Origin of the sequence: Ornithinibacillus gellani (assembly GCF_003730295.1) — a bacterium.
Lineage (GTDB): Bacteria > Bacillota > Bacilli > Bacillales > Amphibacillaceae > Ornithinibacillus_A > Ornithinibacillus_A gellani.
The window spans coordinates 1-22,052 of sequence record NZ_QTSZ01000007.1 but is presented as its reverse complement, the minus strand read 5'-3'; the positions used below and the strand labels follow the sequence as shown (position 1 = coordinate 22,052).

At 41.9% G+C, this 22,052-nt stretch carries 22 protein-coding genes and 1 pseudogene; 13 read left to right on the top strand and 10 right to left on the bottom strand.

What is annotated here, in order from left to right; all coding sequences use genetic code 11:
* The first annotated feature begins 2 nt into the window (after nt 1-2).
* The 3 genes from DX933_RS01535 (at nt 3) to DX933_RS01525 (ending at nt 2,997) form a co-directional block, all read left to right on the top strand.
* Nucleotides 3-932, top strand: coding sequence for a two-component system regulatory protein YycI (locus tag DX933_RS01535; RefSeq protein ID WP_123314721.1), 930 nt, complete (start codon nt 3-5; stop codon nt 930-932).
* A complete protein-coding gene (locus DX933_RS01530; RefSeq protein WP_123314720.1) occupies nt 933-1,718 on the top strand; it encodes an MBL fold metallo-hydrolase in 786 nt (261 codons plus the stop codon). It abuts the gene before it with no gap.
* A gap of 76 nt (nt 1,719-1,794) precedes the next feature.
* The gene (locus DX933_RS01525; protein WP_123314719.1) at nt 1,795-2,997 is read left to right on the top strand and encodes a S1C family serine protease; all 1,203 of its coding nucleotides are present in this window, start codon (nt 1,795-1,797) and stop codon (nt 2,995-2,997) included.
* A gap of 1,541 nt (nt 2,998-4,538) precedes the next feature.
* Here DX933_RS01525 and DX933_RS01520 read toward each other — a convergent pair.
* The gene (locus DX933_RS01520; RefSeq protein WP_123314718.1) at nt 4,539-4,910 is read right to left on the bottom strand and encodes a DoxX family protein; all 372 of its coding nucleotides are present in this window, start codon (nt 4,908-4,910) and stop codon (nt 4,539-4,541) included.
* A 182-nt stretch (nt 4,911-5,092) separates the two neighbouring features.
* On the opposite strand from DX933_RS01520, the gene DX933_RS01515 reads away from it, so the two are divergent.
* Nucleotides 5,093-6,808, top strand: coding sequence for an ABC transporter ATP-binding protein (locus tag DX933_RS01515; protein WP_123314717.1), 1,716 nt, complete (start codon nt 5,093-5,095; stop codon nt 6,806-6,808).
* Nucleotides 6,809-6,868: 60 nt separating this feature from the next.
* On the opposite strand, the gene DX933_RS01510 is transcribed toward DX933_RS01515, so the two are convergent.
* Complete coding sequence (locus DX933_RS01510) at nt 6,869-7,693, bottom strand: formate/nitrite transporter family protein (RefSeq protein ID WP_123314716.1); 825 nt, start codon at nt 7,691-7,693, stop codon at nt 6,869-6,871.
* 205 nt (nt 7,694-7,898) lie between these two features.
* Between DX933_RS01510 and DX933_RS01505 the strand changes: the two genes are divergently transcribed.
* Together DX933_RS01505 and DX933_RS01500 are read left to right on the top strand one after the other, a co-directional pair.
* Nucleotides 7,899-8,210, top strand: coding sequence for a 4a-hydroxytetrahydrobiopterin dehydratase (locus DX933_RS01505; RefSeq protein WP_123314715.1), 312 nt, complete (start codon nt 7,899-7,901; stop codon nt 8,208-8,210).
* Between the two features lie 225 nt (nt 8,211-8,435).
* Nucleotides 8,436-8,921, top strand: a complete 486-nt coding sequence (locus DX933_RS01500) for a hypothetical protein (protein ID WP_123314714.1) — start codon at nt 8,436-8,438, stop codon at nt 8,919-8,921.
* Here DX933_RS01500 and DX933_RS18325 read toward each other — a convergent pair.
* Nucleotides 8,900-9,286, bottom strand: a complete 387-nt coding sequence (locus tag DX933_RS18325; RefSeq protein WP_123314713.1) for a hypothetical protein — start codon at nt 9,284-9,286, stop codon at nt 8,900-8,902. The two genes, DX933_RS01500 and DX933_RS18325, sit on opposite strands and share 22 nt — an antisense overlap.
* A gap of 328 nt (nt 9,287-9,614) precedes the next feature.
* Here DX933_RS18325 and nrdD point away from each other — a divergent pair, with 328 nt between their 5' ends.
* Together nrdD and DX933_RS01485 are read left to right on the top strand one after the other, a co-directional pair.
* A complete protein-coding gene (nrdD, locus tag DX933_RS01490; RefSeq protein WP_123314712.1) occupies nt 9,615-11,558 on the top strand; it encodes an anaerobic ribonucleoside-triphosphate reductase in 1,944 nt (647 codons plus the stop codon).
* Nucleotides 11,559-11,576: 18 nt separating this feature from the next.
* Entirely contained in the window at nt 11,577-12,239 is a 663-nt protein-coding gene (locus DX933_RS01485) for a 4Fe-4S cluster-binding domain-containing protein (protein ID WP_223805838.1), read from the top strand.
* Between the two features lie 416 nt (nt 12,240-12,655).
* Here DX933_RS01485 and DX933_RS18320 read toward each other — a convergent pair whose 3' ends face one another.
* The 3 genes from DX933_RS18320 to DX933_RS01470 are packed head-to-tail and all read right to left on the bottom strand — an operon-like array spanning nt 12,656 to nt 13,799.
* Entirely contained in the window at nt 12,656-12,802 is a 147-nt protein-coding gene (locus DX933_RS18320) for a hypothetical protein (RefSeq protein WP_190279376.1), read from the bottom strand.
* Between the two features lie 59 nt (nt 12,803-12,861).
* Nucleotides 12,862-13,242 (bottom strand): nucleoside 2-deoxyribosyltransferase, encoded by a 381-nt coding sequence (locus DX933_RS01475; protein WP_223805837.1) that lies wholly within the window; start codon nt 13,240-13,242, stop codon nt 12,862-12,864.
* On the bottom strand, nt 13,242-13,799 hold the full coding sequence (locus tag DX933_RS01470) for a GNAT family N-acetyltransferase (protein ID WP_123314709.1): 558 nt from the start codon (nt 13,797-13,799) through the stop codon (nt 13,242-13,244). Before DX933_RS01470 ends, DX933_RS01475 begins: the two co-directional genes overlap by 1 nt.
* Before the next feature lie 231 nt (nt 13,800-14,030).
* On the opposite strand from DX933_RS01470, the gene dacB reads away from it, so the two are divergent.
* The 3 genes from dacB (at nt 14,031) to rlmH (ending at nt 17,111) form a co-directional block, all read left to right on the top strand.
* Entirely contained in the window at nt 14,031-15,629 is a 1,599-nt protein-coding gene (gene dacB / locus DX933_RS01465) for a D-alanyl-D-alanine carboxypeptidase/D-alanyl-D-alanine endopeptidase (protein WP_123314708.1), read from the top strand.
* Between the two features lie 311 nt (nt 15,630-15,940).
* On the top strand, nt 15,941-16,534 hold the full coding sequence (locus DX933_RS01460) for a DedA family protein (protein ID WP_123314707.1): 594 nt from the start codon (nt 15,941-15,943) through the stop codon (nt 16,532-16,534).
* Between the two features lie 97 nt (nt 16,535-16,631).
* The gene (rlmH, locus tag DX933_RS18545) at nt 16,632-17,111 is read left to right on the top strand and encodes a 23S rRNA (pseudouridine(1915)-N(3))-methyltransferase RlmH (RefSeq protein WP_123314706.1); all 480 of its coding nucleotides are present in this window, start codon (nt 16,632-16,634) and stop codon (nt 17,109-17,111) included.
* Between the two features lie 627 nt (nt 17,112-17,738).
* Here rlmH and DX933_RS18540 read toward each other — a convergent pair.
* The 3 genes and pseudogenes from DX933_RS18540 to DX933_RS01445 form a co-directional block, all read right to left on the bottom strand.
* Nucleotides 17,739-18,773, bottom strand: a pseudogene (locus DX933_RS18540) (recombinase family protein); the annotation flags it as partial.
* 16 nt (nt 18,774-18,789) lie between these two features.
* Nucleotides 18,790-18,933, bottom strand: a complete 144-nt coding sequence (locus tag DX933_RS18310; RefSeq protein ID WP_190279375.1) for a hypothetical protein — start codon at nt 18,931-18,933, stop codon at nt 18,790-18,792.
* 27 nt (nt 18,934-18,960) lie between these two features.
* Nucleotides 18,961-19,653 (bottom strand): helix-turn-helix domain-containing protein, encoded by a 693-nt coding sequence (locus tag DX933_RS01445; RefSeq protein WP_123314704.1) that lies wholly within the window; start codon nt 19,651-19,653, stop codon nt 18,961-18,963.
* 299 nt (nt 19,654-19,952) lie between these two features.
* Between DX933_RS01445 and DX933_RS01440 the strand changes: the two genes are divergently transcribed.
* Together DX933_RS01440 and DX933_RS01435 are read left to right on the top strand one after the other, a co-directional pair.
* Nucleotides 19,953-20,624: a hypothetical protein gene (locus DX933_RS01440; RefSeq protein ID WP_145962255.1), complete on the top strand. Its 672-nt coding sequence runs from the start codon at nt 19,953-19,955 to the stop codon at nt 20,622-20,624.
* Nucleotides 20,621-21,451, top strand: a complete 831-nt coding sequence (locus DX933_RS01435) for a hypothetical protein (protein ID WP_123314702.1) — start codon at nt 20,621-20,623, stop codon at nt 21,449-21,451. The genes DX933_RS01440 and DX933_RS01435 overlap by 4 nt, the downstream gene beginning before the upstream one ends.
* A 333-nt stretch (nt 21,452-21,784) precedes the next feature.
* On the opposite strand, the gene DX933_RS01430 is transcribed toward DX933_RS01435, so the two are convergent.
* The gene (locus DX933_RS01430; RefSeq protein ID WP_397315631.1) at nt 21,785-21,910 is read right to left on the bottom strand and encodes a JAB domain-containing protein; all 126 of its coding nucleotides are present in this window, start codon (nt 21,908-21,910) and stop codon (nt 21,785-21,787) included.
* Nucleotides 21,911-22,052 lie beyond the last annotated feature (142 nt).

Here is a 22,052-nt window from a genome sequence, read left to right as displayed (position 1 = left end):
GGATGCAATGGAGCCAAATTAAAACATTATTTATCCTCTGCTTCCTTGTCCTCGATGTCTATTTATTATTTTTATTTATTGATAAGCAAAAGGAAGCAGATATTGGTGTTATCGAAAGACAGACAGCGCCAATTGAACAGACATTGGAATCAGAGAATATCTCCATCAAGGAGCTGCCGGAGGTTCCAGAGGATGAATCCTTCTTATCGGTTAAACAAAAGGTGTTTGATAAGGAAGATAAGAAGCTTCTGAACCAATTAACGAAGCAGGAAGTCATGATTGTCGATGATAACTTTATCATCGCAGAGCTGGATAAGCCGGTAAAGATTCCAGAGAACATAAACAATGACGGTTTAAAGGAACTATTGAAAAATATCGTTCTGTATCCGGAAGAATATGAGGTTTGGGATACTAACGAGGAGTATAATGCCATCGTGCTGTTTCAGCGAAAAAATGACCGACCTGTTTACTTTAATCGCAACGGCATGCTCATGTTATTTTTGAATGAAAAAAATGAGATAGCCTTCTATACCCAGACAATGCTCGGGGAGGCAGAGGAGCATGATCAAGAGGATAAGAAGTCGTTGATCAAGCCCATTCGCGCGGTAGAAACCCTTTACCAATCGAACCAATTGAATGCTGGTGAAGAGGTAACGAAAATAAAAATTGGTTACCATACAAGAATTCCGCTCCCAGATGGGGTGCAAGTATTTGTGCCGACGTGGAAGGTAACTGTGAATGGCGAGCGTAATTATTTCGTCAATGCGATTGAAGGCTTTGTCTTCTCGAGTGAAGATGATAAGTTTGTCTATGATACGATTGATAAATACTTGGATCGGATTTTTCCATTGATTCAGGATGATGAAGCGAAAAAGAATTTATGGAATCAATTAAAGAATAAATTAGATACAGTGAATCAGGGGGAGGAGTAAATGACGATGCGGTTTAGCGTATTGGCATCCGGAAGCACAGGGAATGCTTTTTATATCGAATCAGGTGATAATCGATTGCTCGTGGATGCGGGCCTGAGCGGGAAACAGTTGGACAAGCTATTCCAGCAGGTGCAAATCGACCCACAGACCCTATCTGGCATTCTCGTGACCCATGAGCATAGTGACCATATCAAAGGGCTTGGTATTGCTGCCCGGAAGTATAACCTGCCCATTTATGCCAATGATAAAACCTGGCGCGCAATGGAAGGATCACTCGGCAAGCTCACCACAGATCAGAAGTTCCATTTTGAAATGGGCGAAGTAAAAACATTTGGCGATCTTGACGTGGAATCCTTTGGGGTCTCCCATGATGCGGCAGAGCCAATGTTTTACACCTTCCATAAAAACGGCAAAAAAGTAGCACTTGTAACCGATCTTGGTTATGTATCGGAGCGGATTAAAAAAACCGTCGAGCAAGCAGATGCGTATATATTTGAAGCGAATCATGATGTAGATATGCTGCGAATGGGACGGTACCCATGGAGTGTGAAGCGCCGTATTCTTGGTGATTCCGGCCACGTATCCAATGAGGATTGCGGGCTGGCGCTTGCAGACATTATCGGCAATCAAACGAAGCGAATCTACTTAGCACATCTAAGTCAGGATAATAATATGAAGGATCTCGCGCGCATGTCTGTGGATCAAATTTTGCAAGAGCGTGGGATTCAAATGGAATTACATGATACAGATCCTCAAAAGGCAACACCTTTATATGATGTTGGTTAATTTGCTTTTTATTTGATAGTTTCATGGACGCTAGGGAATACTTTGGATGTAATCGAATAAAAGAAGGGGGACGACTATGGGCTACTATAATGATTTGCCGCCGAACCATCGAAGACAAAAGAAAAGCGGCTGGCTCATCCCAATTTTATTAGGTGTCATTATCGGTATACTACTGACAACACTTGTTGTACCAGCTGTCATGGACAAGAATCAGGCTACCAATCAGCAGGACGATGATTCCGCCAGTATCACGAAAAAGGATGATACAGGTGTGGGCCATACGGTAAACGTAGATATTTCTACAAAAGTAACAGATGTGGTCGAAGAGGTATCACCAGCAGTTGTCGGTGTCTCCAACCTGCGCATGCAGTCAAACTTCTGGGACCAATCGAGTGAGGAAGAGCAGGGGACGGGCTCAGGCGTCATTTATAAGCAAGATGATAAATACGCCTATGTCGTGACCAACTACCATGTTATTGAGGGAGCGGATGAGGTAGAAGTGGTGCTGTTTGACGACACCCATTTAAAAGCACGCCTCTTGGGAGGAGATTTATTCTCTGACCTTGCTGTTCTCCGCTTAAATGCAGGCGATATCGAAAAAACAATTGAAATGGGCACTTCCAGCAAGCTAAAGGTTGGCGAGCCTGTCATTGCAATTGGAAACCCATTGGGGCATATGTTTGCCGGTTCTGTAACCCAAGGCATCATTAGTGGAACTCAACGAACGATTCCACAGGATTTTAATGGAGATGGACGCCCGGATTGGCAAGCTGAAGTCATCCAAACAGATGCCGCCATCAACCCAGGAAATAGTGGTGGCGCCCTCATCAATATGGAAGGCCAGCTTATCGGAATCAACTCGATGAAAATCAACGAGACAGCCGTAGAAGGTATCGGATTCTCGATCCCAATCGACAGCGCTCGTCCCGTTATCGAAGAGCTGGAGAAATCCGGCAAAGTGACCAGAGCCTATCTCGGCGTAGAAATCTATTCCTTGGATGATGTACCACAAACCGAATGGACTAATACATTAAAGCTACCAAATAATGTAAAAGGCGGCGTCTACATCTGGAGCGTCGAAACGATGTCACCAGCAGACCAAGCAGGACTCCAGCGCCTCGACGTGATCACAGCCCTGGACGGCAAAGAAATCATCGATACCGTCGAACTACGCAAAGTCCTATTCCAGGATAAAAAAGTCGGCGATAACGTTGACGTCACCTTCTACCGAGAAGGCAAGAAAAACACCATCACCATCAAACTCGGCGAACAAAAGTAAAGTGAAATTTCAATCAGTGGGGATTTTCGCACTTCCCCACTGATTGTTAGTTGAACGAATCAGGCCTTTACTGGCTAATGATCCCCTACTTACTGTTCTTGTTATCAACAAAAACTCTTGGAGTGGGGGTCTTACAGCCAGTTAATCTGTGATAAAGTGAAACTTCAATCAGTGGGGATTTTCACACTTCCCACTGATTGTTAGTTGAACCAATCAGGTCTTTACTGGCTGTTGATCCCCTACTTACTGTTCTTGTTATCAACAAAAACTCTTGGAGTGGGGGTCTTACAGCCAGTTAATCTGTGATAAAGTGACTCTTAGAAGAAACGGTTTCCCAAGCGGAAACCGTTTTGTATTTACGGAGGAAAGGATGGAATCGGCATACCGATTCCAAAGGATTGATTGGAACTTGTGCGAGGCGGTGAATCTGGAGGGTAGAAATCGGCTGATGCCGATTTCAACAACCTTTGATCTATTTAAATCCTAGTCATACTGTAAAGTCGCGCGCCAATCGGGTATAGTCGCGCGTCGCCGGGCAGAAGTCGAGCGCCGAACGTGTGAAGTCGCCGTCACCGGGCAGAAGTCGAGCGTCAAACGTGTGAAGTCGCGCGTCACCGGTTGAAAGTCGGGCATCAAACGTGTGAAGTCGCGCGTCACTGGTTGAAAGTCGGGCATCAACTACTATAAGTCGCGTAGCCCGAGCCAAAGAAAACTTAAAACGAAGGAATCGGTGTACCGATTCCAACAACATTTCATTTAAAAGATTTCATCACCCAATTTGGGCAGAAACTCGCATGGGTTTGGGTAGAACCCGCATGACTAAGCCATCCACTCGCATACCTTTAGCTCAAAGTCGCATGCCCCAGCATTCATCTCGCATAGGTTTGATCGAAAGTCGCATACCTTTGTCCATAAGTCGCATGCATCAAGAGGGAAGAAATCGGCTGATGCCGATTTACAACCTTTAATCCATTTAAATCCTAGTCATTCTGTAAAGTCGCGCGCCAAGGGGAGGAAGTCGAGCGTCAATCGAGTAAAGTCGCGCACCACCGGACAGAAGTCGAGCACCGAACGTGTAAAGTCGCGCGTCACCCAGTATAAGTCGAGCACCAACCGTACCAACTCGAGCACTAACCAGCCCAACTCGCGCGCACAAATCATTTATAAAAAAGGATGGAATCGGTCACCGATTCCTACCGAATAGACATGTGTACCCAAAAAAATGCCAATGTGGTTGGAATCAGTGCACCGATTCCAACCACTATATGATTTCCCCAACTTGGCGGGTGCCAAGGCTGTGGAGAATTACCTAAAAAATGTCCATTTTCAAGCTTTTGGCCTGTTTATAACAGTAAAGTTATACACAGAAATGAAAAGTTATACACAAACGGTGGATAGAACACAGGGTCTATCGATATGTAGTAGGCGAATCTTGTCGAAAACACAAAATATCTGCGAACATTTGTGCATATGTGGATAACTTTGTGGACAAATTGGGATAAGTCCAAAAAACTGGTATAATTCTGTGGAAAAACTGTGGATTACGTATTCGGTATGGCATGACGATGAATGAATAATAGGACCAAAATGAGGATGATATCGAGTCTTGCTTCGAATGCAAAGGCAAGAATTCCTGGTGCAGAAACTAATGGCAATTTGGTTAAAATAATGGCCGCAATCAGAATGAGAATTAATGGTGCGACGGCTTGCTTCAGATATATTTGTCCGGCAATAAAAGCTCCACAGGCGATTTCTGTGATGGCAACGATAAATAGCATGAGTGCTGGAAATGGGATACCTAGCTCGGCAAAGGTTGTTTTAAAGTTTTCATTTAACAACTTCATGGCGCCGGAAACAATGAATACATAGCCAATGCCATAGCATAGCCAGGTGAAACGCTGATGTCGCTTCATGGAAATGCCTCCTTTCTTCATACAAGCTATATAGCATGTATATGCACGGGCTTGGCTACCATGCCTAAAAGATGTGTGCTTTGAGCCTTCTTGTTGCTAAAGTATAGGCGAACACATATAATTTTCTGTATACTTGACCATCAGCAGCTGGTTAGAACATAAAGAAGGAAGTGCAAATACGAATGATCCGACGCTTTTTCTCCTACTATAAGCCGCATCGCCGCTTATTTATCATTGACTTTTCCTGCGCTGTAATCGTCGCTTTACTGGAGTTAGCCTTTCCAGTTGCCGTTCAATGGTTTATCGATGATCTGCTGCCAGGTAACAACTGGGATATGATTATCATGACGAGCATTTTACTTTTGCTTGTTTATCTGCTCAGTACTTTTCTTCAATATGTGGTGACGTATTGGGGACATAAACTTGGCGTCAACATTGAAACTGATATGCGCCAGGAATTATTTGGCCACGTCCAAAAGCAATCCTTTCGTTTTTTTGATAATACGAAAACGGGTCATATCATGAGTCGGATTACCAATGACTTATTCGATATTGGCGAGCTCGCTCACCATGGACCAGAGGATTTTTTCATTGCCATCATGACCTTTGTCGGGGCTTTTTTGCTCATGTTCAATATTAATTTTCAGCTTTCTGTTATTATCTTAATTGTGGTGCCAATTCTCGTTTGGCTCATGGCTTACAGCAATATTAAAATGAACAAGGCTTGGCGTAAAATGTATGGAAAAATTGCCGAAGTAAACGGTCGGGTAGAGGATTCCGTTTCCGGTGCACGTGTCGTTCAATCTTTCACAAATGAAGATTTTGAAATGGAACGCTTTACAAAGGATAACTACAGCTTTCGGAAGGTGAAGGTTGGGGCCTATAAGGTCATGGCTTTCGTTAACTCCAATATTTATATGATGATGCGATTGATTGTCCTCGTCGTATTGGTTGTCGGTGCTTGGCTCACCTTTAATGGTCATCTCAAATACGGGGAGCTGGTAGCGTTTATTTTGTACGTCAATGTGCTGTTTAGACCAGTAGAAAAAATTAGCGCATTGCTGGAGCTCTATCCGAAAGGGATGGCAGGCTTTAAACGATTCGTCGATATTTTGAACATTGATCCAGATGTGGTGGATCGAAAGGACGCTAAAGATGTAGACCATTTGAAAGGATATATTTCCTTCCATAAGGTAACGTTTGGCTATGAAAAAATACAAGGTCCTGTACTGAAGAATGTTTCCTTCAATATCAATGCAGGTGAAACAATCGCCTTTGTTGGACCATCTGGGGCAGGAAAAACAACCATTTCATCGCTTATTCCACGATTTTATGATGTGGATAGCGGACAAATTTCCATTGATGGAATCGATGTTCGCGATATGACCAAGCGCTCACTGCGACAACAAATTGGTATTGTGCAGCAGGATGTCTTTCTATTTACAGGTACATTGCGGGAAAATATCGCCTATGGTAATCTCCATGCGACAAATGCCGAGATTGAGGAGGCTGCTCGTCGTGCGCATCTCATTGATTTCATTGAAGAGCTGCCAGATGGCTACGAAACCCAGGTTGGGGAACGTGGACTGAAGCTTTCCGGTGGTCAAAAGCAACGTATTGCAATAGCAAGGATGTTTTTAAAAAATCCGCCAATCTTAATTTTGGATGAAGCAACATCCGCATTGGATACCGAAACAGAAATGATTATTCAAGAGGCACTCACAGAGCTTGCGAAGGACAGGACAACCCTTGTCATTGCCCATCGACTCGCAACCATTAAAAATGCCGATCGCATTATGGTCGTGACCAAGGATGGAATTGCAGAGGAAGGCTCCCATGAAGAGCTGCTGAAGCAGGGTGGTATTTTTGCCCAGCTGCATAATGTACAAATGAAATAAAAAAAGAGGAGCACCCGAGTAGGGGGGAGCTCCTCTTTTTTGCTGAAACAGCTGAAATACTTACGATGCGCGTTTTTTATATGCATGTTTGGATAGATCGGATTTTTCCTTGGTAATCACGTGAAGTGCAAGCCCGGTAAATAGAAACCCACTAATGAAGTTGCCAATCGTAACAGGGATTTGGTTCCACATCCACCATTGTCCAAAGCTAATATCAGCACCGAGCATTATCCCGGCTGGAATTACAAACATGTTAACGACGGCGTGCTCAAAGCCTTGCGCAAAGAACATAAATACCGGAATTCCCATTGCGACAATTTTCCCAATGGTGGACTGGGACATGAAAGCCATGACGGCACCAATGGTTACCATCCAATTACAAAGCAGTGCCTTCACAAACAGGACAACCATTCCATCGCCACCAATCGCTTGATAGGCAATGGTTTTACTTTCCGCGACGGCAATGATTTTTTCTATGAGGGCAGAATCGGTGACATGCCCAAATTGTGTAATATATATAGCGAAAAGTACGGCATATATCACACTACCAATTAAATTCGCCAGGAAGGCCCAGCCTAAATTACGTAATAACAGCGGCATGGTCGTTTGTCCGCGTAGTTTTGCAATTGGTAGCATCGCAAATGAACCTGTGACGAGTTCTAAATTTAACAGTAAGATGAGGATGAAGCCGGTGGGAAACACGAGCGCGCCAACGACATCGATTCCAGTTTGTGTGCTAGCGGTAAAGGCAAGTGTTGTGGCATAGCCGAGCAGTCCACCTGCCAACATACCCTTGATTAAAATATGACTGATGGAAAGCTCGGATTTTGTCTTTCCTGCTGTTGCTATCGCCTGTACGGCATCATTTGGTTTCACATAATCCATGCTTCATACCTCATTTCTACATGTTTTCAATAAAATTTCAGATACTATGAATAACCTACCATAAATAAATGGCCATGCGGGCTAATCCCGGGAAATAACAATCGACAATATTGTGGATAGACAACATGCAGATAGTGAAAATATCGTCAGCGAGGTTATGGAAGAAAGAGAAACGGGAATCAGTAGGCTAAAGGAGGAAATGATAATGAAACGATTAACTGATGAACAAATTACAACGGAGCTGGAAAGTCTGCCGGAATGGAAACGTGTTGATGAAAAATGGGTGCAGCGCAAATATCGTTTCAAGGAATTTCCCGAGGGAATAAGATTTGTTGACCAAGTAGCTGACTATGCGGAAACAAAGCAGCATCATCCGTTTATTTCTATTGACTATAAGGTCGTAACGCTGAAAATATCCTCATGGCAGGCGAAGGGTTTGACGGATCTGGACTTTGAAATGGTACGCCATTTTGATGAGATATATGAATGGATGCAGAGTGAGAAACCTAGCAAATAGCATCGACAATATACACTGTTTTTTGACATTATTTCCCGGGAAATTTATAGTGGAAAAGGTTGTGAACAAAATTTGAACAACAGTAATAATTGGAAACACTTTATCCATTTTTTTACAGGAAATATGCCCCGGGGCTAAAAAAATGGTTTATAATGTAAATGTAGCGGGTAGAACAAACAATGGATCATGATCGCGCTACAATAAACACTAATGGAGTGATGAAAAATGAAGAAGTTTTTAATCGTAATGATGAGCGTACTATTGATGACACTTGCCGCATGCGGCAGCAGTGATGAAGATAAGGGAAACACGAACGGAACAACGGATGATAACAATACGGGTGTAGAGGATCAAACCGGTGACACAAACGATGATGCCGTTGATGAAGATGACGATGCGACAGACGATGATACGGCAGCAGATGACGAAGCTACAGATGATAATGATTCAGCAGATACAGACGATGCCGATGACAATGAAAGCAACGACTCCGAACTTGCTGAATTCCCAGAACATGATATCGTTGCCGAAAAAATAGACCTTAACAAATACGAAGCAGACCTAGAAACAGACAATGACAATAACCGTGTTTTTCTTTACAAAGATGAGAAAGACGAAGAACATTATAAAACCATCTTCATCAAACACGACAAACGCCTAAAAATCATTGAATTTGGTAAAGGCGAAATCTACAACGAAGTAATTAAGTAATAACAGAAAAGACTGCTCCACGTCATCCAATGACGCAGGAACAGTCTTATTTTATATGGGAGAAATCGGTCTGCGCCGATTTCAACATCATATTTCTGTGATGGAAGGAATCGTCTTGGGACGATTCCTACGTATGCCATGGGCTGAAGTCGCATGCCAAGGCCGTGAAGTCGCATGGATTTGGATTGAAGTCGCATGCCAAGGCCTGGAAGTCGCATGTGTTTGGTTGAAAGTCGCATGCCAAAGCCGTGAAGTCGCATGTGTTTGGTTGAAAGTCGCATGCCTAGGCCGGAAAGTCGCATGTGTTTGGTTGAAAGTCGCATGCCTTGGCCCAAGAGTCGCATACTTTTCGCCCAAACTCGCATGCCCCAGCTCCAAACTCGCATACCCAGAAGTCGCATGCATAAAAGGGGAAGAAATCGGCCTACGCCGATTTCAACCTCATATCTTCAACCCATCTCGCGTACCAACCACGCCAACTCGCGCGCCAAAGAGCCAAACACGAGCGTCAACGAGCCAAACTCGCGCGCCAGCCACCTCATTCCTCCTTACAGGTCATCCAGCACCTTAAATGATAGAAATGCTGCAATCGTCACGATATCTATATGTAGTGACTATAATCACTGGACAATACTATATATTGTGTTAAAGTGAATTTGGATTCACATTCTATCAGTAAGGAGAGGTTTGTACATGTTCCAAAATACGACAGACATTATTGAGAAGTTTACATCACAGCAGGAAAACAAGCAGACAGATTATCTCAGGCATGAAAATAGTAATTATGTTTATTCCTTGCCGCTTTTAAGGCATAATTTAACGAATTATGCGGAGGAGGAGTTTCTTTTTAATCATATTTTGCCGCCGAAGATAAAAGAGTTGTATGAGGAAGGCATTGTTTATGTGCATGATAAGCAGCTTGCGCCATATTGTGTGTCGATTAGCTGTAAGGACATTGCGACAAAGGGAATTCCTTCTTTGGCTAAAAATATGATTTCCTCCAAGCCGACGAAGCGGATATCGACGCTTATTCGTCATTTCAGCAATGTTGTCACGCTGATATCTCAGCAAGTATCTGGTGCCGTGATGCTGGCGCAGCTATCAACGATTACGGCTTCCTATCTGTACGATGAGGAAAATCGGGGCGTCGTTTATACGGATGAGGATCTTGTGGAATTATTCCAAAGCTTGATTTGGGAGCTGAACATGCCGCTTCGGTCCGGGGCACAGAGCAGCTTTTCCAATATTACCTTGGAGTTTGGCAAACCGTCCGAGGAAATCATGGATGATTATATTGTCATTGGCGGTGAGGCGCGAAACATGCAGTATAAGGATATTCCGTCCGCTTATTTTGACCGCATCAATCAAGCGATTATTGATGTGATGAGCAAGGGGACAGGCAGTGATGGCATACCATTTACCTTTCCACTGTTAACGGTGCAAATCGATGATTATTTTAATTATCATAATCCATTATTTTTAGAGCTGCTGGATAAAATGTATCATTGGGGCGGTGTGTACTTTGAAAATTTCAAAACAAAACCTTTCGAGGATCCGTATTATAAAGCACTGAACCCACTCATTAAAGCGAAGGATCCAGAAGTGAGCAGAAGCCTATGCTGCAGGTTACAAATTAATTTGGAAACACTATCGAAGGCAGGGGGCGGAGTATTTGGCTCATCAACCGGTTCGACAGGCGCGGTCCAGGTACTGAATCTGAATATGAATCGAATGCTGTTGGAATTTGGACACGACCTTGAAAATCTGAAATGGAAGATTCGTGAATATATGGAAATCATGCAGGAAGCACATATGAAAAAGCGGCAGTGGATTGAGCAGAACAAGGAATTGTATCCAACATTTTTTGCCTATAACAAGGATTTAAAAAATTACTTTAATGTATTCGCGCTGACTGGAATGAATGAGGGTCTAATCAATATTGGATATCCGGATGGGATAAAGGACAAAGCTGGCAAAATGCTTGCACATGAAATCATGCAATACATGACGGAGATTGTGAATGAATTTATTGTGAGGGACAAAGTAGCATGCGGCATCGAATATGCACCCGCAGAAAATGCTGCCATCAAGCTTGCCCGCCATGATTTACAATGGGCACGGAAACATGAACGGGAGATTTTCGTACAGGGTGAGGGAGAAAATCCATATTTAACAAGTGGCTGCATGACCCCATTTTCAGAAGAGGATTTCCTGGAACAATTGGAAAACAGTGCTGAATTTCAAGGCTATGCCACATCTGGCAGTGTGTTGCATCATTTTCTGGAATCCAAAGTAAAGCCCGAGAATCTAGCAACGTATTTGGACAAAATTTTTTCCAAGCCAATTAATTACATTACGTTAACACCGACCATTACCTCCTGTATGACATGCGGACAGAAAATTATCGCAGAGGATGCCAAAAACATTCAACATTGCCCAGTTTGTGCGTCCACCGACATTGCTACCTTCAGCAGGGTAATTGGTTATTTGAAGATGATTTCCCGAAATAATATTCATGTGAATGACAAAGGGTATTACGAAGGAAAATATAATTTCTGGTCAAAGGTGAGACGACATGATTGGACCGTCCGAAAACGACTTAAGGAAGATGTGTTGGAGGAGGTTGTTCACCGCTGATGTCAGGGTGAAAATACCATGATCAAATTATACAATAACTTTATTCGCATATTTACCGACCTGCCAGATCATACGACATTGCTCATCCATTCCCTGGAGGGCTGTCCATTACATTGTTTTGGCTGTCATAACTATGATGAAATTATCGCCAACACACCAAAAATATATAAAATGCCAGACGATCTATATGATTATATTGGGAAGAGCGGCTTTTTATTCGATGCTATTATGTTCAGTGGCGGCGAATTTTTAATCAGTCCCATCGACGAAATACGAACACTGCTGAAAAATGTAAGAATACGATTTGCTGGGAAAATTATCGTTACGACCAGCGGAATCTATCATCAAAAAATGCGTAGCCTATATGAGGAAAATCTTGTAGACGGCATACATATCGATATGAAGCTGCCTTATCATGTGTTGGATGTAAAAGAGGATGCGCAGATTTATCGGGATATTATCGGAATCACTCCAAGTGAAAAAGTAGTTCAGCAATTCCTTGCAAGCATTGATACGGTGATTGCACATAATTCGCCATTGGACCAAGTGCGGACCGTCCGATACCCATTGCTGGATGAATCATTCTTTACAGCGATCCGCCATTTTGTCGACGAAAGAAAAACCTATCATAACAGCATCGTACCGTATTACCTAAATGAATTTGTACCACCAGCCAGTTAACCAAATAGAAAATAGATAGAAATCGGCCATCGCCGATTTCTTTCATAATGAGGGAAGTGGAAGGAATCGTCCGAGGACGATTCCTATCTGATCTATGTGCGTGGGGAGTCGCATGACTGGGCCAGAGAGTCACATGGTTTTGGGAGGAAGTTGCATGTCTTGGCCTGGAAGTCGCATGCCTAGGCCTGGGATTCGCATGGGTTTGGTTGAAAGTCGCATGCCTAGGCCCGAGAGTCGCATAGGTTTGGTTGAAAGTCGCATGCCTAGGCCCGAGAGTCGCATACCTTTCGCCCAAACTCGCATGCCCCAGCTCCAAACTCGCATAGGTTTATGCCAAAGTCGCATACATAAAAGGGGAAGAAATCGGCCCACGCCGATTTCAACATCATTTAAAAAGCCCAAATATTAGAATCCCGCTAAACTGGCGCACCGAACGCCGCAACTCGCGCACCAACCACGCCAACTCGAGCACCGACGAGCCAAAGTCGCGCACCAACCACGCCAACTCGAGCGCCAACGAGCCGAACTCGCGCGCCAAACGAGCAAACTCGCGCGCCAACCACCCCAACTCACACCCTAAACCCCACCAAAAAAGGAATCAGCATCAGCTGATTCCTTCCCTTTAAAATCTTTCCAAAATCTGTTCTACAGTATCTTCTATCGTTCCGCTACAGTGGGTCACGCCGTCTACGTAATAAAAAGATGCAGCTGTTTCCGGTTGAATTCCATCTGCTGCATAGATATAGATTTGCTTTCCCGCTGCTAATGCAATGCCGAGTTCGGTGTGGCTTCCTTTGCCAGCAGGTAGGATTAGCAATAGGACATCACATGCCAAAATAGCTTCAAATTCTACCGTACCGATTTTTCGTAGCGTATCAATGTCTACGGCACGATCATTCTGCGTCCAATCATAGGTTTGCACATGTCCAGCACGACGCAGTAAATCCGAAGCATGCCTTACCGTGGCAATATTCGCGAAGCCAGACGCAATATAAAACTTCATCAACGACGCTTCCCTTGCTGTTCCCATTCCTCAGCAAGCATGCCGTAGATGACATGGTCCACGTAATGATTGTATAAAAATTCCGCCTGGCGAATGTGACCTTCTTCCTGATAGCCGAGTCGCTTCGGAATGGCGCGGCTTTTATGGTTATCGACAGCGGCACGGATGTCGACGCGATTCAGCTTCAACTCTTGAAAGCCGTAATCAGTCAGCGCAGAGGCTACCCTGGTCATGATGCCATGTCCTTGGAAATCGGCACCGAGCCAATAGCCAATATAGCCAACACCATTGCGCCAGTCAATACTGTTGTATCCCGCCATGCCGACTAGTTGGTCGCGATAAAAAATCCCGGCTGAAAATCCAGCGCGGTTATTGTACATGGTCAAAGCATGCTCGATAAATTGACGGGAATCCTCCACCGTCACGGTATCATCCAGCCATGGCAGCCATTCGCGTAAGTATTCTCTGGAAGCATCTGTTACCTTAAATAAATTCTCCGCATCGATGCCCGAAAGCAGGCGAAGGGAGATCTCCTCATCCACCGCAAGCAATAGCATACTTTTCATCCCTCTCCATGTGAATAGATATATATCATATCATAATTTTTTCTGGTTGCGATGTGAATGTTGCATGAATCAAAAGACCGATGCATAAACTAGAAACTTCGCGTAACGAACCAGGCCTGTCCTACGAAGTAACCATTTTTAGAAAATTCAAGTATTTACTCGTGTATTTTGGAATATATTACAGTATACTGGAATCAAATGTAAATAAAGGTGGCGATACACATGCAAAACCGCAAAAGCTGGAATAGAATTGGTGCTGCTCTTTTGCTTGCCCTGCTTATTTTCCTACCCTTGTCCACGGGGGAACAGACGGGCACTGTAAATGAATTGCATCAGGCTGCGGTTGGGTCAACGGTGTCTGCAGAAGGTGCTGACAAGACAGGTGTACAAGCTAACAAGACGGAACTGACAAGAACAGATGTAGAGGACATCGACGAGGAACTAGCGGAAAAAATCGATGCCATATTAGCGGACGATCAGCTAATTGGAAGCATCACGGGTGTCAGCGTGCGCAAGGCAAGTGACGGAACCTTGCTGTATACGCATGATGGGGACGTCATGCTGCATCCCGCATCCAATCAAAAGATGATCACATCGATTTCGGCATTGGAAACGCTCGGGCCGGATTACCGCTTTTCGACAGAGGTACGGACAGATGGTAATCTGAAAGGGAAGGTACTGCATGGCAATGTCTACTTAGTTGGAAAAGGCGATCCAACCTTAATGCAGGACGGATTGGAAACGCTCGCCAAGCAATTAAAGCAACAAGGTATTCATAAAATTAAAGGCGACCTTATTGGCGATGATAGCTGGTATGATGACGTACGACTATCTACAGACCTGAATTGGGATGACGAACCGTATTACACGGGTGCACAGATTTCCGCACTGACGATGTCTCCAAACGAGGATTACGATACAGGCACAGTGATTGTGGAGGTTGATCCCGGAAAGAAGCCTGGCAGTAAACCAAAAGTCAACATCATTCCCGAAACATCCTATGTGAAGGTCATCAATAAAGCAAAAACAATTTCCGGCGCGACTGGCAATACGATATCGATTGAACGGGAGCATGGTACGAATCATATGATTATTACCGGTGAGCTGCCACAGGAAGCCAACCAAGTCCGACAATGGCGCTCGGTTTGGGAGCCAACCGGCTATGTGCTGGATGTATTCCATCGGGCCCTTCAAGCAGAAGGAATTAAACTCATCGGCAACAGCAAGGTGAAAACAGGAACCGCACCAGCTAAAACGAAACAGCTGGCCGTAAAAGAATCGATGCCGTTGAAGGATATTCTCATCACATTTTTGAAGCTCAGCAATAATGGTCATGGGGAAATCCTCACGAAAGAAGTGGGCAAAGTCGTACATGATGAAGGGAGCTGGGATAAAGGGCTGGAAGTAGCGGCAAACGTACTGAAGGATTTAAATCTGAATACAGAATACGTATTGCTTCGTGACGGCTCAGGCATGTCCCATAAAAATCTCATCCAAGCGAATGAACTGTCCTATTTATTCTATGCCATCCAGGATAAAGACTGGTTCCCGTATTTGGAAACAGCCTTACCACTCGCAGGACACCCGGAGCGGCTCGTTGGCGGCACATTGCGCTACCGCATGACGGAAGAGCCAACGAAGGAAAATGTCATCGCGAAAACAGGCTCCTTAACAGGGGTAAGCACACTCGCAGGCTATGTCACGTCCAAGGATGGCGAAAAACTCACCTTCTCTATCATGATGAATAATTACAAAAGCGGCAGCATGACCGATATCCAAGACGAGATCGCCACAATACTTGCATCTCATGAATTCAAATAAAAAATAACAAAAAGCGCCTTTCCACAAACGAGGGAAGGCGCTTTTTCACGTTCAAAAAAGGTCCCTTTCACAAAAATTCACGCAAATAGCAACCATATAGGAAATATGTACCATCATACTTAGATTTCACAGCCAAATTCTGCTATACTGTGATTAGAAATTTTGTCGAATATTCTGATGTTGATGATCGCAAAAGCCCACGCTTACGGCATCATCGGCAATTGCTTCACGTGAAACATATTGTAGCATTCGTTCGTAAGGAATAGAGATGGATATCGCAAGAATCGGATTGGTTGGCGAGGAGACTGTGTATGGAAGACATTGTGGTTTGGTTTGCTGAATACGGCTATTTCGTGCTGGGCTTTGGGCTATTCATGGAGTTTTTGTTTTTGCCATTTCCAGGAGGAACCGTCATGGGTTTTTCCGGCGTACTGGCTTACCAGGGCGATTTAATATATATCGTTAATATTCTATTCGCAGGAATCGGCACATCACTCGGTATGTCCGCAACCTATTTAATCGGTTATAAGCTCGGCGCACCATTTTTCGAAAAGCACGGCAGCAAATTCTTTCTCGGACCAAAACGCAGACAAGCCGTCCAAAAATGGTATGACCGCTTCGGAAACAAGGTCGTATTTGTTTCCTTTTTCATACCGGGCGTCCGCCATTTTACCGGCTACTTCTCCGGCATCATGCGACTGTCCTTTCCAACCTTTATCATTTATACCGTCGGCGGCGCCTTTGCATGGGCCACCACTTTTGTATCATTCGGCTATTTTCTCGGCCCAAGATGGGAAAACATACTACACGCAACCTACCCATATTTACTACCCGTCTCAATCCTAGCCGTCATCATCGCCGGCATTTATTTCTATTACAAATTCATGCGCGTCCGTAAGCCGTAATACGCAACCGATTGCAGCACGCCAAAGCATGACATAATAAATAAAATGAAAAACAAACCCATTAATCCATTACAGCAGAAAGGCAGGCGAACATCCTATGAAAATCAGCATCATCGCCGTCGGAAAAATAAAAGAAAAATACTTAAAACAAGGCATCGACGAATATAAAAAACGACTCTCCAGCTACGCCAAGCTGCAGATCATCGAAGTCCCCGACGAAAAAACACCAGACAACATCAACAGCAAAGACGCCGCCATCGTAAAGGACAAAGAAGGGGAGCGCATCCTCTCCCATATACACCCAGACAGCCACGTCATCACCCTGGAAATCAACGGCAAAATGCGCAGCTCCGAACAGCTGGCAAAGGATATAGAAAACTTAAGTACCTACGGCAAAAGCCATATCACCTTCATCATCGGCGGCTCCCTCGGCCTCAGCCAAGCCATCCAAAACCGCAGCAACGACACCTGGTCCTTTTCCAAGCTGACTTTTCCACATCAGTTGATGCGACTGATGTTGTTGGAGCAGGTGTATCGGGGGTTTAGGATAATTAGGGGAGAACCGTATCATAAATAAGGGTAAAATATTAAGGGAAGTTAAGGCTTCCCTAAAGTTTTCCTCCCTTGAAAATGGCTCTTCCATAAAGGTTGTATCTAGTGGTGCAATGCAGTTTATTTCAGACATTTTATTAATTAAGATACTAGAGCTACCTTGTAAGGCCTCAATGGTGAAGTCAAACATCAGATTGATACACTTGATTTGTCTACCTTCCTTGTGAGATACCTTTTCTTTGGTTATTTGGATATCCTTTATAAAGAGTGAAAGCAGCTCCTTCTTTTCTGTAGCATCTGCTTTATCCAGAAGAGTATCAATGTTTTTGAGAAGATGAGTCAGTGCTTCAGCATCGATGGGATCTTTACTGATAGTTTGTAGCTCTTTTTCAACCTTCTCTATATGACTCTCAATGGTAACCAGTTGTTTTTTCTGTTCTAGCATTTTTTTACTATAAATATCCCTTAAATCGGGATCATCCATTAGCAATGTAACTAAATTGTCTAATTGCTTTTCTGTTTTCTTTTTGTTTTTAAGCAGCCGTTTTTTCTCATCTAGTAATGGAGATTCAGCTTTCAATCTCTCGTTATTCATTTTATTGACTAACTTCTCGATAAAATAGGGAAGTGTTACAATATGCTTTAATTCATTGATTACATATTGTTCAGCCTTGTCCGCATTAATGGTATGGGCTTGGCATGCAGTTCTACCTTTGTTTTTATACTGACCACATTGATAAAGTCTATATTGCTTGCCATTTTTACCCCTGGACTTTGCTGCAGTCATTCCATATCCGCATTCGGGACAACGAAGTAATCGACCTAAGAAGTATGGTTTTGACGATTGTGCTGGACGGAAGGAGCGTGTTTTCAATTTTTGCTGTACTTGATTCCAAAGCTCCATCTCGATTATTGGAGTGTGTATACCATCTCTTATAATCGGATTATCATTTTTACCTTTTCTTCTTTTCTCAGACCAATTCTCATGCTGATTATAACGAATTTTTCCTATGTATAAGGGATTCTCTAAAATACCTTTAATAGTAGCAATGGAGAAATCCTTCTTCTTTTTTGTTTTATAACCAAGCTTGTTCATTTCATAAGCAACTTTCTTATAGCCATGGCCTTTACTTGCTAAGATAAATATCTCTTTTACAATCTTTGCTTCACTTTCATTGATGATAAGTTCCTTGTTAATCACATCATAACCAAGCACTATTCCACCATTCCACATTCCTTGATTAGCTCGTTGATTCATTCCCATCTTAACACGATCAATTATCGTTGCCCGCTCCATTTCAGCAACAGAACTCATTACTGTGTAGAACATCTTTCCACCAGGTGTAGTAGTATCAATGTTCTCTGAATAACTCATTAGTTGAACATTGTGGCGTTCAAGAGTTTCAACAATTTCAAGTGAATCCCTTGTTTTACGTGCCAATCGGTCTAGTTTATATGTTATAACAGTATCAAATTCTCCATTTTTTGATTCCTTAAGTAGACGCTGCATTTGTGGCCTACCCTCAATACTTTTTCCACTTCTTCCCTCATCGATATATTCATCAATGATCTGAATGTCACGTTGTTTTGCATAATCGTAGAGAAGCTGTTTCTGTGCTTCAATACTGTATCCTTCTGTTGCTTGTTCCTCTGTACTTACTCGTGCGTAGATTACTCCTTTAATCATTAAAACTCCTCCTTAATTAGCGATTCTTTTCGTTGTCAGTTACATCACTCTTAGATAAAGTACTTTCAATAATAGATGCCAGGTGATCTAAAAAAGCTTCTCTTTTTTGTTCCTCTACTTTTAGTTCTTCAACGAGACTGTGGGTTGAGCTATTTTGCACGTTTTATCCCTCCATAAGATACTTAATTTATTTGGTCTCCTTATTAGTAAGAAGATTTAAAAGTTCATCAGCAGACAGAACCTTGTTGTGACGATTGATAATTTCAACGGCTTCTTGTAATGGATGAACAGCTTTAGATGTTTCAAATTTCTTTTTAGATAGGGTTGTAGTCTCAAGAAGAAGCCTCGAAATCAAATGTTCTATTTCATCATCAGTAATGTCTTCCTTAAACTGAATATGATATATAGGTTCAATTTCACTTCTGCCTAAGCAGTTATATAGTAAAATCCCCTTTATTTCATCAAAGTCAAAAAAGTTCTTATCCTTCTCGTTTTCATCATTAATAACAGTACTATATTCATCTGTATCCTCAATGATGAAATCTTCATCGTCAATGATTATTGGTTCCTCAGGCTTACCTATAGCAAATAACCTTTCCTCACTCATATAGAATTCATCTGTAACGGATTCCAGAGGTACTCCATATTCTTTTGTTAGTTTATGAACAATAAGAAATGAGGGGTTCTTGGAACTACCTCTTTCAATTGATGAAATTGTTTGAGGAGATACTTCAAGGCGAGAACCAAGAGATGTAATTGTAAAATCATCCGAATTATGACTGTACTGCATTATGTGATGACGAAAGAATTTCAACCTTTCACCTATAGTAGACCTTTTAAGATATTGAAAATCATATGTATCAATATGTATTTTAGGCATCGTGCATTCAACTCCTGTTTATTTAATTCTTGATTTTATTTTACCAACATTGTACTATATAGTCAATTATATAATAGAATTATTGAATTATATAATAACAAGTAAGGAGAATACCATTGAAAAATTTAGCAAGGTATATTGTGAACGACACAAAACCTAACCAATTTAACATATCTAGGAATGGTCAGTTTATTATTCAAAGAAAGATATTTTCAGATATTTACCCAGATTTTCCTGACCTTATTACTTTTAAACTTTATATATACCTGTGTAGGTCATATGAATGGAGATATCAGAGGGTGAAGAAGGCCAAAAGTGAAATGCAGCAGGATTTGAATTTGAATCGTTCTCAACTTAATAATGCATTGGGATGGCTAGAGGCTCATTATTTTATAGAGAGAACCAATTCCCATAAACAGCAAATGTTTCAAGCAGAATTATTAACTGCGCCAGATTACGATCCATTTACCAATACATATATAAGCTGCAAATCTATAGCGTTCCATACAAGTGAATTGAAACAAAGGAATCAAGGGTATATTATGCTGCCGGCAGATGCAGTTACTAATATAATGCTAGAAAACACGTCCACATCCGATAGAATATGGACATACACAAAGCTGAAGGTTTATCTACTTTTGTATGGTAACTGTTGGTTAAGCTATTTTGGTGGAGTAAATCCTGACTCTGTACATATAGAAAGTAATGCAATTCATGTCGAACCTTCATTCTATTACAATGTAAAAAAATCGGAGAAACAGGTGATTAAAACAATAGAGCTGTTATTATCTATGGATTTATTTAAAGTTGTAAAGGTTGGCTTTATAAAAGGTGAATACATAGGGGACAGTTTAGTAGTACCTAAAAGCAATGGCTTAAAGGAACATTTCGTTTTACGACCATATCATTTATCTGAGAAAAAAGTGAAAGACAAGAAGTTAGACAACATAAGGGGATGTATGATTCTATGACATACAATAAGATTAGAGCAAAGATTATGGATAAGAGTGTATTAATAGAACATGACGGGGGTAGTCATATAGTTATACATGATCAGCCAATGGAGATGCCACATTCAAGCTCAAAAGGAACCGAACGATTACAGAATACCTCTATGATGGATTTTCAGGGGAAGATATCCATGGTATTACGCGCAATTTCCAACCAAAAGAACATTCAGCTACCCCTTCCTAAGGGTGTTTATGGTGTTGATATAAATATCACAACATCAAGATCTCATAAGGAGCTTAACCTACTTGATTCAGTAAAAGCTATTGTAGATGCAATTAACCGTGAAATAGTATTTAATGATGCTGAGATCTATTCTTTGAAAATTAACTTGTATTTGACTAGTTCAGGTTCAAGAAAGAGGACTAGTATTCCCTCAGATAGTATTGATCTTCGTATTTATGACCATTTAACTCAAAATACTATACTTCAGTTTAATAGCCTTACTACGTATATTGTGTCCAAGAGTAAACCGATGCTTTCCGGTGGCTTTGATGAGGAGAATTTCTATCCTCACATTGAGTTATTACATCATCATGTGGGACAACTTATCTACAAGGATGGATTTAAAATCGTGGCTGCAAATGAATATGCTGTAAAGCTGCACTTTAAAGGAGCGGTACAATCCAAAGACTTAGATAACATGGCAAAGACATATCTACCAATCTTATATGGAACACAAGTAGTAACACCGCATAATATAGTAAAACTTGAACTATTGAAAGAGCATGAATCAAATAGAACAGGCTCTATTGATATACGAGTAATTTGTAATAATGTGCAACCATAGATAAAGTCTTGTATATCAAGGAAATATGACACTTTTATACACTGTTACTATGCAACATATACTAGAGGTATTTCAAAATCCAATGTTACAATTTGGGGTAATAGCGGATTAATACATAGTAATTGAGCAATTTTAATTTTTGGCGGATTTTAGTATCTATACAAAATTCTTAGGAAACTCCTATATACCAGGGTTTAAGGTCATTTCAATAGCGGTACCCATCAAAAAAGTGATGACTTTTTCAAACTTTAGCCCATAACTTGATGATTTTAGGAGAAAGCCAGTGTTGGTGCTATTTCTAGCACATTCACTGACTTTCCTATGAAATATTTTTTATAGATATCCTTTTTCTTTCAAACTAGTATATTTCTCATGGCCCACAATGATATGATCCAAAATCTCAATACCCATCATCTTTCCAGCCTCACCTAGACGTTTTGTTACATTAATGTCTTCCATACTTGGTGACACGTGTTATCAAGAGTAAATTACTAAAAATCCATTAACATCAATGTTTTTACTTTAAGGACATATATTTAACGCATTAAATCAAAAGAAAAAATACAATGTAATTATGAGATGACAATTGATTACGGTCATA